Here is a 12,471-nt window from a genome sequence, read left to right as displayed (position 1 = left end):
TATGATGGAAAACAGTGCTGCACATTTAACCCGCCGGAAGCCGAAGAAACCGAAAAAGAGATGGAAGAAACCTCTAATCATTACCCTAAGCGTGCTGATCGTGCTGGGAGGACTCGGATATGTCTACCAAAAACAACTTGTACTGCTGGCATTTAACCTATTTGCCTCAGGTACGGTGAAGGAAGCGCTGGATGATTCCTTCAAACCGGTTGGAGATCAGAATGCAGAAGTCCCTGTGGTACAACACACTGACCCATTCTCGCTACTGCTGCTGGGGATTGATCAACGGGATAATGAACCAAGCCGTTCGGATACGATCATCTATTCCGTCGTGCGTCCGGAAGACAATAAAGTGCTGCTGCTGTCCATTCCGCGAGACTCCTATACCGAGATTGTCGGGCGGGATGTGAAATCGAAGATTAATTCAGCTTATGCCCATGGCGAAGCCAAGATGGCTATGGATACGGTGGAGAATCTGCTGGGGAACAAGGTGGACTTCTATGCTGCGATTAATTTTAACGGACTCAAGGATATTGTCGATGCGGTTGGCGGCGTTGAACTGCCGATTAAGAAAAATATTGAGAACAAGCTCAAGAGTCATGAGAAGCTGTTTGTGGAAGCAAATAAACCCATCTATAGCGGCGAAGAAGCGCTCGGCTATGTCAGATACCGGGAGGACTCCGATTTTAACCGGACGATGCGCCACCGGATTTTCCTGAGCGCGTTCATGAATCGTGCATTGGAGGTCAAAAATCTGACCAAGATCCCGGACGTCATCAAGATTGCCGGATCGAATTTTACAACCAACATGAGCTCGGATTTCATCGTAAACTTTGCCGAGTCCTTATATATGAAAGACAGCGCGCCAACAATCAGCAACTATATGCTGAAGGGTGAAGGCGCAACCCGCAGTGGAACTTGGTATTATGATCTATCGGAGGATGATCTGCAGCATGTACGGACCATGCTCAGCAACTGGCTTGACCCGGATGCGACCGACATCATTGAACCTGAATCCGCAGATGGGGAAGAGAAGGATGCAGCATAAAACGTTTATTATGTAGAATTATTTTAAATGGTGTAACCCCGAGAAGCGAGCTTGCTTCCCGGGGTTTTTGCTGTGCATTTATTGCACCAATCTCAATCTATAGGATCATTTAACGGCATATGTATAGTAAAATACAGGGAAACACATCAACATCAACCAATGGAGGAGCCTTATGAAGGACTTCAAAGACCGACTTCGCCAGGTTCAGCAGCAGCAAAGGCAGCTGGTGAAAGAATACAACACGCTGCTTCAGGACTATGAGTCGGATGACCTGATTGTGCAGAATGAACAGCTTCGTGAGCAGGTGGATGCACACGAGCTGAAGCTGCGTCAGATCGAGGCACGTGCGCGCAAGATGGAGGAGGAGAATGCCCGGCTGAGGATGGCGTTGTCCGAACAGATGCTGGATGAGAAGCTGAATCTTATTCGCGTATCCCAGGAGAAAATGGAGACATATTTCCGCGGGAAAACAGGTGTACATAATGACCGGTTGGAAGCTCACGAACATCGTACCAAAATAAACATGAACGCTCTATTTAACAAGGCTTCAGAGGAGCTTCAGGAAGATGCGATGGAGTTCAAGGAGAGGATTGCTTATCTTGCTGCAGAGGTGAAGGAACGCATCGAACGGCATAGACAAACGCTGCAGGAACGGGAAGAAGCGGTTCGGCAGCAGATGCACCTTGGCTATGAGCATATGGCGGAGGAAGGATTGAGTGAAGAAACCATTCAGCGCCGGATTCGTCAGAACCGGATGGAGATGAAGATCGGGCTAAGCTGGATCAACAAGGTCGCCATCCTGCTTATTATTCTTGGCGTTGGTGCAGCGTTCCAGTATTCGTATTCCACGTGGTTCAATGATGAAATGAAGGGCGGTGCGTTCTTCCTGCTCGGCATGCTGATGCTCGCCGGGGGAGAGTGGCTGTTTCGGCGGAAACGCCAGACGTTTGCGATGGGCTTGCTGGGAGGCGGAATTTCGGTGCTTTTCGGTTCCATTTTCTACAGTTATTTTCTGCTCCATATTATCGGTCTATATACGGGTCTTGGACTTTCTGTCCTTGTATCGGCGGTGTCCGTCCTGTTATCGCTAAGATATCAGTCGAGGACGATCTGCTCACTTGGTCTGGTAGGCGGTTATCTGCCTCTGTTCTCGTATATGGCCTATTTCGGTCTCAGCGGGAACGCCGTATATGTTGCCATGGTCTATTTGCTGCTTCTTAACGGCATTATTGTACTTATTTCCTTCGGCAAACGTTGGCCGATCGTGCATTATATCAGTTTTCTGTTTAATACACCGTGCATGTTAATCCTCTTGTGGCTATCGCCGAACAACTTGGTGGGCATGGTGTATTCGGTTGCTACGTTTGCATTATATCTGGGAATTACACTCGCGTATCCATTCAAACATCGGGTTAAGCTGACTTGGTGGGATTTCGCCCTGCTGGCCATGAATACGAGCATCAGCTGTCTGATGCTGTATGTACTCTTTGACGCAGAAGGCTGGGAGGATGCGCAGGGATTGCTGGCGCTTATTTTCTCGCTGGTGTATGTCGGACTCGCCGGGTGGGTACAGCGCAATATGGTTCAGGAGAAACAAACCATACTGCTGTTCTATATCACATCCTTGACCTTTGCCATTCTGATGATTCCGTTCCAGTTTGGGGCGAAGTGGCTGTCCATGGGATGGTTAATCGAGGGGATTTTGCTTGTTATCCTAGGTCACTTGAAACAGTTCAGGTCAGTAGAACGTGCGGGATGGGGCGTTGTGCTCCTGTGTGTGTTCACCTTCGTATATTATGATGTGCTGGTGTTGTACATGGTGGGGGAGCAATCCTATTTTATGCTGAAATACTCCTGCATTACGCTGGGTGCGCTTTTGATTACATCGTATTATGCCATGGTTGGCAGCGGGAAAGGGATATGGTCCAAACCCACAATTCATCATAGTGTGCTGGAGCTTGGCGCACTGAATCTATTCAAGTACGTTACCCTCGGCAACCTGTGGATATATGTTCTGTACGAGTCAAATGAACTCTATACCCGAGCGGTTGATGGGACCTTCCTGCTCTACTTGTTCTACAAATGGCTGATGTTTGCTGCATTAACCATCGCACTGGCGTATGGCTTAAGCCGAGCTAAGTTATTTCATGACCAGATGGTGAAGTACTACACAACCTTTCTGCATGCAGCAGGCTGCTGTATTGCACTTGCAGTGACGTTGTCCATGCCGGCACTCGATCCGGGAGCGGAGCAGCATACTGCTGCGGAGATTGTGGGGCTGCTGGTTCTGATTATCTTTAATATTGCCGTGTTTTTCGCTGGAAGAGATTTGCTGATTGCGGGCATACGCGGACAGTTCAAGAGCGTGGAGTGGTACCCGGTCATTGCGGGAATCTACCTGCTGGGTGTCATCACGGTCTTCCTGACGGTGCAGTTCCAATGGGGAGACATCGGTCTGATGTTCAGCTTGATGTATCTGCTGCTTGCGATTCTCTATATTGCGTACGGATTTCGTAGAAGGTACGTCATGATTCGTCGTCTCGGGCTCGGTCTGACCTTGTTCTCCACGGGGAAAATGGTGTTCTACGATGTAGGTTTGCTGACAACGGGCAGCAAAATCATCGCCTACTTCAGCTTTGGTGTGTTATTGCTGGGCATTTCGTATCTGTATCAGAAGGTATCCAGTCGGATGGAGGAAGCTCAAGCCAAGAAGACCCCACAGGTGGAAGAATCGGATCGGCCTGAGTAAGTACTTTTTTAAATATGAACAATCGTCAGATCGCATTTCCAATGGTATATTTCTAAGCAAAGCAAACAGGCCTCTTCCCGCTGTGATGTCAGCGTGTAAGGGGCTTTTTCATGTGGACTTATGCAATTATGTGGGCAGGGAGTTAAGTTCTACCCAAACGGTGAGTTATGACATTGGTGAAACGTTTATGACATGGATCGCGTTATAATAGAGTAAGCTCACGGCTGTGTGTTCAGTTGCAGCCATGATGTTTCAGAGGCTGGCGTGCCGTTCAATAATTCGCTGCTTTCGTCTGTCATGCGTGACAGGACAGTTAGTGTAATGGACAGGGTAAAAGCGAGCAGTACGTATATGAAAATCTTCTTTTTGTTCATGATGATAACCCTCTCTTGTTGATTAGGCTGGATGAAAGACCGATATGAGAAAAAAAGCACAACGTCTGGTATAGTAGAGAAACGAATACATCATTGCCTGTATACACTATATAAATATCCAGGGATGCAAACAATGGAACAAATCTGATGAAGTTATCATTATTCATGAAACGTATAGAGCTAGAGTTAAAATTGAAGGTGGGAGATGAACATGCGGGAGACGGCAAAAATCGTCATTCGTACACCTGGGCAGGAGAGCGATGGCTCATTTGCTTACGTAAGCCAGGGACGTTCCATCACGGTGGGACGTTATACGGGCGGCGGTGAATCGGACTTGTCCGTGTATAATCAATTGATATCGAAGCGGCACTGCCGCATACATTATGATGCACAGCGTCAGCTGTGGGTGGAGGATCTGGATAGCAAAAATGGTACCGAATTGAACGGGCAGCGGCTTGTTCCCTATGAGAAATACCCGTTTGCCGAAGGAGACATTCTGACCATGGTCAACGGTTTGATCCAGCTTCGGACGGAGGGTGATCTCGAAGAAACACGCGAATACCGCATATCCGATCTGCTGGGTGAGGGAGTCCGGGTACATGATCACCTGCAGACGGTACAGATTGGCGAGGTGGAAATTCCGCTGTCGAAGAAGGAGTTCCAGCTGTTCAAGCTGCTGTACAGTCAACTGGATCATTTTGTGACGAGAGAGCAGATCGTTGGCCAGGTATGGCCTGAACGAAGCATGCTGGAGAGCGATTCGGTAGGAATCGATGAGATCAACTCGCTGATCTATCGGACCAATCGCAAGTTGGGTGACCATTTTACGATTAAGTCCGTTTACAAAAAGGGTGTATACATGAAATCACATGTGCCTGGCGTTATGGGCGGCATGATGTAACCAGTTTGTATGAATAAAGGGATGAGGCCATGTTGATTATTCAATTCATTCCATGGCTGATTGCCGTGGTGACGCTAATCGCCGTAATATCGATTGTGCTGGTCAGCTGGAAAAATGAAATCTCGCCCATGCCCACATCCAGAATGGTCCGGCAGGTAGTCATTCAGGAGGTTCATCGCATTCCGGGTTACGGGGATATCATTGAGGCAGGTTCCGGCTGGGGGACGCTTGGAGTGGACATCGTCCGTCATTGTCCGGGCAAGCGTGTTACGGGCATTGAGAATTCGGTCATTCCCTTCTGGTTCTCTCAAGTCATGTCCAGCATGATGATTGGATTCAGGAAAGCCAAGGGCGAGCGGAATTCACTGAGGGGACGGCTGCGGTTCATACGCGGCGATATCTACAAGAGCTCCTATGAACATGCAGACGGTGTGGTCTGTTACCTGTTTCCGGGTGCCATGACCCGGCTCGTGGACAAGTTTAGCCGGGAGCTTCCACCGGGGGCGCGGGTTATCAGTGTCTGTTTCGCACTTCCGGGCAAAGTTCCTCTCCGAACAATCACGTGCAAGGATGCTTTGCGTACAAAGGTTTATGTATACACATTTTGAAGAGAACGAAAGAAGGCGCCGAACTCACTTCTACAGTGAATTCGGCGCCTTCTATTGTTATCCTGAACAGGCGATTTATTTTACAGCGCTCCGTTCTGTGCGTCATTACTTATTTTGCTGAGTTTGTGGAGTCTGTCGCGTTGGTACTTGTGCTTGTGCTATCTGTCGTTGTACCGGATTCTGTTCTGTTTCGTCCGCCTCCGAATCCACCTTGGCCGCGTCCTCCACCAGGACCACCCATTCCGGTATTGGCAGTAGTTACACCCGATTCATTCACCCAAGTAACGTTGCTTGTGGATTGAAATGCAACCACTTTGGTGCCGCCACTGTACGTACCATCTGTGTACAGGCCATCTGTGGCTGTACCCGTCGATGTTCCGCCAGAGTAGATCTCATAAGAGCCGTCTTCTTTCAGATCTGGAGAGCTGATGACAACGGATTGATAATCTTTTGCCGGAGCAAAGGTCAGGATGTTGTTGCCATCGCTGTCTTGTACGTGAACCAGGGTTCCTGCTTTTTGCGTTTCAGGGAATGTCATTACGATGGTGTTTTGAGTTGAACTCTCTGATGTACCTTGAGCCATACCGGAGCTGCCAGCTGCGATCAGGTAACCACCACTCAATTCAAATGTGCCATCATAGTCGAGCGGGCCGTTGCCATCATTGGTTGGACCATTCACAATTACAGTTCCGCCAGTCATGTAGATGGAACCATTGGAGTCAAGTCCGTCACCGTCTGCATTGACGGTAAGGGATCCGCCGTTAATGTGAAGCTCACTGTTTCCAGCAGATTCACCCGGCATACCGCCTGGAGCACCACCTTGTGGGCGAGTATTGGTATTGGCGTCCGTACTTTGATCTGCTTGAACCGTATCTGCAGTTGTTGATGTTGTTCCAGTCGTCTCGGTTACAGAGATATTGGAAGCGGCAGTTGTGTCAGCTGCTTGAGTGCTGTCTTCTCCTGTCGCTGCCTCAGCATCCGCAGTTGCTGCAGTGATGTCACCCGAAGCATTGACACCATCATCTGAAGAAGTTACGTCCACATCACCATCATTCAGTGTAATGGATGCTCCTTCAAGCCCTTCATAGCTCTTCGCAATGACAATTGTTCCACCGTTAATGGTCAGCACCAGATCGGCATGAATGCCGTCATCACCGGATTCGAGTGAGATCTTGCCGTCATTAATCGTTACGTTGCTGTTGCTGTGCAGGGAATCATCCATGGAATCAATGGTGTACGTACCGCCGTTAACGGTAAGATCTGTCCCTGCCTTAAGTGCCTTGGCACTGGTTGATTCTGTTTCTGTTGTAGTTGTGGCCGCAGCATCTGCATCCGAGGCAGTAGTCGAAGCCTTATCCGCAGAACTTGCCGGTGCTGTACCTGCTGCATTCGTTCCATCCGCTGCCGGCATATCAGCAGGCGGTTCACCATCTGGTGGAGTACCCATGTCTGTTGGAGGTGTTCCGCCACCCCAGCCACCGCCACCGCCGCCAAATGGACCTTCTTCTGCTTTGGCTGGTGCATTGGCGCTGCCGCCGCCAGTTACGATGTTAAAGGTTCCGCCATCGGCAACGAGCGCAGTCTCAGCCTGAATACCATCGTTACCACTTTGGATATCGAATGTACCACCGGCAATGGCTACGAAGCCTTTTTCGGCATCGGTATCATTGGTCGATTTCATACCGTCGCCTTCAGCATCAACGGTAATGGTACCTTCCTGGACAGCAAGCATATCCTTACCTTTGATGCCGTCGTCGGCTGCCTTGACGTTAATGGTACCACTTACAATGATGAGATCATCCTTACTTGTGATCCCTTCATTGTAGTTACCTGTTACGTTGAGTTTACCTGCGCCGTTAAACGTCAGATCTGCCTTACTGAAGATCGCTGCATCGGGCTCATCCGTTGCATCATCAGCATATACGTAGGTTGTACCATCCGAAACGGTATTTTCCGTTCCTTCCTGCAGGGTAATCACAGCTTTGCCAGCTTCCTTAATGTAGATGGCCGCACTGTCGTTATCGTGAATAGTTGCCCCATTCAGCACGAGGTGAACGGTTCCTTTATCGGTTACATTAACGACAATCTGCCCGTCTGTCAGTTCCCCGCTAAGCACATACGTACCTGCCTCGGAGATGGTTACCGAGCCGTTCGCCGCTTTGGCTCCGGAGCCGGTAACGGTTGCTGTTTTCCCGCTCAGTTTAATGGTTGTAGAATCGGCTTCACTCCAGCTTACATTGGTATCGTCTGCATCCAGGGAGACCAGGTCCGCATATTTGACGGAGGTCTGCTCACTAACGGAAACGGTTTTGGTTGTGCCTGTTGTTGACGTTGCGGCGTTGGCGGTTGAGCTGGTTGCTGCTGGAGCACTGCATGCCGCAAGCATTGCGGTAATCATCGCTACGGACCATAACTTGCTGCCTGTAATCCATTTTTTATTCATAATATATCGTTCCTCTCGATTATAAAATGTCTCGAATTAATATTCCGGCGTAGGTGCCATGTTGAGGGAAATATCCAGGTTCCCGTTACGTGTACGAACAGCATCTAGGAATTCCTTCTGATTGACGTGCTGGCCAAGGTGAACCAGATAGACCAGTTCGTACAAGCTGCCAAGTTCGGTTGTTCTCACTTTGTTTAACTGGTACTCGACATTGAATTTTTTGAATACTTCATCAAAGGCTTCTTCATAGCTCAGGTTTTCAGGAATGGTGACTTTAAGCAATTTTTGTTGACTCTTCTTGGCTCCGAATTTGAAATGGCTCAGAACAAACATCAGTACACACAAGATGACGGTGAACAATACTGCGTATCCAAATGCGCCAACGCCGCAGGCAAGACCGGAAGCCATAGTGAACAGGACGTAGGAGATATCCTTTGGATCACCAGGTGCGCTTCGGAAACGGATGATCGAGAAGGCACCGGCCAAGCTGAAGGCGCGAGCTACGTTGCTGCCGATCAGCAGGATGATGATCGCAACGATAACAGGCAGGACAACCATGGTTAATGTGAAGCTTTGCGAGTATGTGTTTGCATTGGTTTTCATGTATGTGAGACTGATAATTGCACCCATAAGGATGGCTAGGCCAATCGTGATCACGGCGCTGCTGAATGTCAGGTTTGTGTCGGTTAGAGCAGAACTGAAAATGGAATCAAGCATATACTACACTCTCTCTTTCTATGATCGTTTGGTTTGGTTTCGTGGCAGGATCGAAATCGGTACCTGGAACGAGGATCCGTTCCCCCTGGTAGTTCAGGTTCGTCGTTCGGACGAGGCGTCTGAATTCGTTGCCGTATTTGGAGAAGCCTACACGGTACAAGCCATGTTCAGACAATAGCTGGGACAGCCAGAACGGAACGGTTTTTTCCGCCTTGACCTCCATCAGCCAGCGACCGTCCTCCACCAGTGGTTCACCGTAGTCTCCCTGCTCCAGCTTCAGATCGTATCTGCGGCTGCGGATATTGGTGTCAAAGGTAATGCGGAGATCGCGGCTGTTCTTATCGAACAATGCTTTGCGTTCATAGGCCAGATACACTTTTGGCTCCAGGTTGTATAAGCGAAGGAAGTATTCGATCTCATCGACAACCTGCTTGTTCATGTAGTCTGCCAGCTCCGGTGCATGTCCCGTACGGACGAATTCGTAAGCCTCATCCAGCATCAGGGCGGTTCTTCTTTTGTTTACCAGGCCAAACACTTTCTTTTTGATCTCCAGATACACTTTGGCATTTTCTTCAGGAACCCCATAAGCCCGCAATCTCAGCTTCTCCTTATATTTGGGCTTGGAGAGACTTGCGCGGATCAGGGAATCCTGCGGAGTATCGAAGTACAGGTTGCTGATGGAGTAGAACTCGTGTTTCTTGTTGTACGCGTCCAGTTCCATGTACTTCAGCAAATCACGGTAGAAACGTTCATATTGCTCATCGGTCAGAAGATACTTGCTCTCATATCGGTTGAATACTTCAATCGCCATTTAAGATTCATTCCTTTCATCCATGGATTGTATGTTTTGTTTCATCGTGTATCGCTTCCATGTCTGTATCTTAGAGCGCCAACCTTGAATGAATCTTAAATGATTTTACGTTCCGTTGATCTTTTTTTACCTTCCTATAATAGTTCTCGTAAAATAAATGAATTAAGATTGATTCAAGGTTCCGCAGGTAGAATGATTGATATAATAAAAGAAAGTGGCGACGAACAATTCAAGGCAGAGGAATGAATAGATCATGAGAATATTAATTGCGGAAGATGAGGTTCATTTGGCTGAGGCCGTATCCCAGATATTGAAGAAAAACAATTACTCCGTGGACATGGTCCATGACGGCAGATCAGGACTCGATTATGCGTTAAGCGGTATATACGATCTGCTGCTGCTCGATATCATGATGCCGGAGATGGATGGGATCAGCGTGCTGAGGAAGCTGCGCAGTGAGGGAAACCACACGCCTGTGATCCTGCTGACAGCCAAGGGTGAGCTATCGGACAAAGTAACCGGACTCGATTGTGGGGCGGACGACTATATTGCGAAGCCGTTTGCGACAGAGGAATTGCTGGCCCGGATTCGGGCAGCCCTTAGAAGAAAAGGCGAGGTTGTACCCGAGGACGGGTTGAAGTTTGGCGATATTGAACTGAATACAACGCAGCTGAAGCTGGCCGTGCAGGGCAAGGAGATGAAGCTTAATCTGAAAGAGAACGAGCTGCTGGAGCTGCTAATCACACGCAAACAGGCCATCACGTCCAAGGAGCAGATCATCGAGAAGCTGTGGGGGTTCGATTCTGAAGTGGAGTATAACAATGTGGAGGTATACATCTCGTTTTTGCGCAAGAAGTTGACCTTCCTGAACTCCAAGGTCCGCATCAATACCATCCGGGGTGTAGGTTATGTACTTGAGGTGACGGCCTAATGTTCAAGAGACTTCGAAACCGGTTTTTGGTCGTCAATCTGGTATCGATCTCCATCATGATGCTGGTTGCTTTTGCGACGATCTATATCATTACGTACCAGAATGTGCAGCGGGAAACCAATATGGAGCTCTTCAAGGTATCCGATTTCTATCACAATCCATATAATTCGTCCAAGATGCCGCGTGGGGATGACGCAATCGCAGGTAATCCGCCAACGGACATGCCGCAGAACGGACCCGTCGGAGATCCCAATTCGCCGCCAGGTCGTTCGGTCTCGTTCATGGTGAAGACAGATAATGAGTGGAATATTACGGATTCACAATCCAGATTCAGCATGGAGGAATCATTTTACGCGGAGGCACTGGAGAAGGTGGATAAGGCTGATCATTCAGAGCGTAAGACCGGACAATTTGCGCTAAATGGAACGAACTGGGCGTATCTCATTGATCCGAGCAGCGATGGACATATGATTGCGTTCATTGATGTAACTGCCCAGCAGGGCATTCTTACGAATCTGATCTATACCTTCACCATCGTAGGCCTGTTCATGTTAGTCGTTATTTACTTCCTGAGCCGTTATTTTGCCAATCGTTCCATTGCTCCGGTCAAGGAAGCGTTCGATAAACAGAAACAGTTCATCGCGGACGCCTCTCATGAGCTGAAGACACCTCTTGCCATCATTAATACCAACACCGACGTGCTGCTTGCCAATCGGGACGATACAATCGATAACCAGTCCAAATGGCTGCATTATATCAAGTCGGAGACAGAGCGTATGTCCCGGTTAACGAGTGATCTGTTATATCTGACCGAGATCGATGATTCACGTTCCACGATGATCCACTCCAAGTTTGATATGAGCGATGCGGTAGAGACCATTATTTTGACGATGGAAGCTGTTATTTTTGAGAAAAATATATCTCTCGACTACAGCATTGAGCCGGAGCTCATGGTCCATGGCAATAGTGAACAGATCAAGCAGGTCATTCTGATTCTGCTGGATAACGCCGTGAAATATTCCAAAGCCAAAGGCGCAGTCAATGTTTCTCTGAAGAAGCATAATCATGAGGTGGTACTAGCCGTCTCCAATACAGGGGAAGGTATTGCACCAGAGCATTTGGATCGTATCTTCGATCGGTTCTATCGTACGGATGCATCCAGAGCACGCAAGCATGGTGGACATGGTCTCGGTCTGGCGATTGCCAAATCCATCGTGGACCAGCACAAAGGTCAGATCTATGCTCGTAGTGTAGTAGGAGAGGGAGCTACGTTCTATGTTCGTCTAACTTAGATCTGAATAAGGCATGTCTGTTATGGGTTAACCTATGCTACAATGGCAACAGTATGTATGAACCAAGGAGCTGAACTGAACGTGACGGAAGCGAATTCGATTAATGAGCAGGAAATGATGCAATATATTGCGGACAAAACCAAAGCGAGCCAGGCGAATATTTCGCTTGTGCTGAAGCATGAGCAAGCCTACATCAACAAAGCGCATGAAAATGCCAAGGGTGAAGTGGACATCGACGGCGATGATCTGGCTGACTACATCCTGAGCCGCAAAGATGTGAAGCTCGATGAATTGACAGTAGAAGGCATTCTGGATGCCGAAATGGACTATCTCATGGAAAAAGGCCACGCTGGATACGTGGACTAAGATCATTGGATCAATGCAGGTACTAGCCACATCGTAATCAATGGACGCCAAAAAAGACCCCAACCTCCACTGGTCAAGACCCCATTTTGTAGACATTGAAAAAAGACCCTAGGCGGCAAACTGACGTCGGTACTCTACCGGCGTCAGTTTTTTTAGTTTCCGTTGTGGCCGCCTTCTGTTATAAAAACGGATGTATTTTTCGATTTTGCTTTGTGCTTCGGTAAGCGTTCG

The 12,471-nt window shown here is 48.5% G+C and carries 12 protein-coding genes; 7 read left to right on the top strand and 5 right to left on the bottom strand.

Translation table 11 applies throughout. From position 1 onward, the window contains the following. Positions 1 to 4: 4 nt before the first annotated feature. Together GUA98_RS26765 and GUA98_RS26760 are read left to right on the top strand one after the other, a co-directional pair. On the top strand, positions 5 to 1,048 hold the full coding sequence (locus tag GUA98_RS26765; RefSeq protein ID WP_193724958.1) for an LCP family protein: 1,044 nt from the start codon (positions 5 to 7) through the stop codon (positions 1,046 to 1,048). A 172-nt stretch (positions 1,049 to 1,220) separates the two neighbouring features. Then, entirely contained in the window at positions 1,221 to 3,797 is a 2,577-nt protein-coding gene (locus tag GUA98_RS26760; RefSeq protein WP_193724957.1) for a DUF2339 domain-containing protein, read from the top strand. A gap of 218 nt (positions 3,798 to 4,015) precedes the next feature. On the opposite strand, the gene GUA98_RS26755 is transcribed toward GUA98_RS26760, so the two are convergent. Next, positions 4,016 to 4,171 carry a hypothetical protein gene (locus GUA98_RS26755; RefSeq protein WP_153980384.1) on the bottom strand — a complete coding sequence of 52 codons (156 nt, stop codon included), beginning with the start codon at positions 4,169 to 4,171 and terminating at the stop codon, positions 4,016 to 4,018. 211 nt (positions 4,172 to 4,382) lie between these two features. On the opposite strand from GUA98_RS26755, the gene GUA98_RS26750 reads away from it, so the two are divergent. Both GUA98_RS26750 and GUA98_RS26745 read left to right on the top strand, forming a co-directional pair. Then, entirely contained in the window at positions 4,383 to 5,072 is a 690-nt protein-coding gene (locus tag GUA98_RS26750; RefSeq protein ID WP_153980383.1) for an FHA domain-containing protein, read from the top strand. A gap of 29 nt (positions 5,073 to 5,101) precedes the next feature. Continuing rightward, positions 5,102 to 5,680: a class I SAM-dependent methyltransferase gene (locus GUA98_RS26745; protein WP_193724956.1), complete on the top strand. Its 579-nt coding sequence runs from the start codon at positions 5,102 to 5,104 to the stop codon at positions 5,678 to 5,680. Between the two features lie 109 nt (positions 5,681 to 5,789). Here GUA98_RS26745 and GUA98_RS26740 read toward each other — a convergent pair whose 3' ends face one another. Genes GUA98_RS26740 through GUA98_RS26730 form a run of 3 tightly spaced genes read right to left on the bottom strand, consistent with a single transcriptional unit; the run spans position 5,790 to position 9,651 of the window. Next, a complete protein-coding gene (locus tag GUA98_RS26740; protein WP_193724955.1) occupies positions 5,790 to 8,123 on the bottom strand; it encodes a carbohydrate-binding domain-containing protein in 2,334 nt (777 codons plus the stop codon). A 36-nt stretch (positions 8,124 to 8,159) separates the two neighbouring features. Then, entirely contained in the window at positions 8,160 to 8,840 is a 681-nt protein-coding gene (locus tag GUA98_RS26735; protein ID WP_193724954.1) for a DUF4956 domain-containing protein, read from the bottom strand. Then, positions 8,833 to 9,651 (bottom strand): polyphosphate polymerase domain-containing protein, encoded by an 819-nt coding sequence (locus GUA98_RS26730; protein WP_193724953.1) that lies wholly within the window; start codon positions 9,649 to 9,651, stop codon positions 8,833 to 8,835. The genes GUA98_RS26735 and GUA98_RS26730 overlap by 8 nt, the downstream gene beginning before the upstream one ends. 253 nt (positions 9,652 to 9,904) lie before the next feature. On the opposite strand from GUA98_RS26730, the gene GUA98_RS26725 reads away from it, so the two are divergent. The 3 genes from GUA98_RS26725 to GUA98_RS26715 are packed head-to-tail and all read left to right on the top strand — an operon-like array spanning position 9,905 to position 12,240. Then, the gene (locus tag GUA98_RS26725) at positions 9,905 to 10,582 is read left to right on the top strand and encodes a response regulator transcription factor (RefSeq protein ID WP_193724952.1); all 678 of its coding nucleotides are present in this window, start codon (positions 9,905 to 9,907) and stop codon (positions 10,580 to 10,582) included. Beyond that, a complete protein-coding gene (locus GUA98_RS26720) occupies positions 10,582 to 11,874 on the top strand; it encodes a sensor histidine kinase (protein WP_193724951.1) in 1,293 nt (430 codons plus the stop codon). The genes GUA98_RS26725 and GUA98_RS26720 overlap by 1 nt, the downstream gene beginning before the upstream one ends. Positions 11,875 to 11,916: 42 nt before the next feature. Next, on the top strand, positions 11,917 to 12,240 hold the full coding sequence (locus GUA98_RS26715; protein ID WP_227780152.1) for a hypothetical protein: 324 nt from the start codon (positions 11,917 to 11,919) through the stop codon (positions 12,238 to 12,240). A gap of 108 nt (positions 12,241 to 12,348) precedes the next feature. On the opposite strand, the gene GUA98_RS26710 is transcribed toward GUA98_RS26715, so the two are convergent. Further along, on the bottom strand, positions 12,349 to 12,471 hold a 123-nt coding region (locus GUA98_RS26710), incomplete at its 5' end, for an IS3 family transposase (RefSeq protein ID WP_193724950.1).

Origin of the sequence: Paenibacillus sp. P13VS (genome assembly GCF_015143645.1) — a bacterium.
Classification (GTDB): domain Bacteria; phylum Bacillota; class Bacilli; order Paenibacillales; family Paenibacillaceae; genus Paenibacillus; species Paenibacillus xylanilyticus_A.
This window is presented reverse-complemented; position numbering and strand designations above follow the sequence as displayed.

Bases quoted from the DNA above. Each gene is read 5' to 3' on its own strand.
- GUA98_RS26725 (WP_193724952.1), top strand. From the start codon at position 9,905: ATGAGAATATTAATTGCGGAAGATGAGGTTCATTTGGCTGAGGCCGTA.
- GUA98_RS26735 (WP_193724954.1), bottom strand. From the start codon at position 8,840: ATGCTTGATTCCATTTTCAGTTCTGCTCTAACCGACACAAACCTGACA.
- GUA98_RS26745 (WP_193724956.1), top strand. From the start codon at position 5,102: ATGTTGATTATTCAATTCATTCCATGGCTGATTGCCGTGGTGACGCTA.
- GUA98_RS26760 (WP_193724957.1), top strand. From the start codon at position 1,221: ATGAAGGACTTCAAAGACCGACTTCGCCAGGTTCAGCAGCAGCAAAGG.
- GUA98_RS26740 (WP_193724955.1), bottom strand. From the start codon at position 8,123: ATGAATAAAAAATGGATTACAGGCAGCAAGTTATGGTCCGTAGCGATG.
- GUA98_RS26720 (WP_193724951.1), top strand. From the start codon at position 10,582: ATGTTCAAGAGACTTCGAAACCGGTTTTTGGTCGTCAATCTGGTATCG.
- GUA98_RS26715 (WP_227780152.1), top strand. From the start codon at position 11,917: ATGGCAACAGTATGTATGAACCAAGGAGCTGAACTGAACGTGACGGAA.
- GUA98_RS26755 (WP_153980384.1), bottom strand. From the start codon at position 4,171: ATGAACAAAAAGAAGATTTTCATATACGTACTGCTCGCTTTTACCCTG.
- GUA98_RS26730 (WP_193724953.1), bottom strand. From the start codon at position 9,651: ATGGCGATTGAAGTATTCAACCGATATGAGAGCAAGTATCTTCTGACC.
- GUA98_RS26765 (WP_193724958.1), top strand. From the start codon at position 5: ATGGAAAACAGTGCTGCACATTTAACCCGCCGGAAGCCGAAGAAACCG.
- GUA98_RS26750 (WP_153980383.1), top strand. From the start codon at position 4,383: ATGCGGGAGACGGCAAAAATCGTCATTCGTACACCTGGGCAGGAGAGC.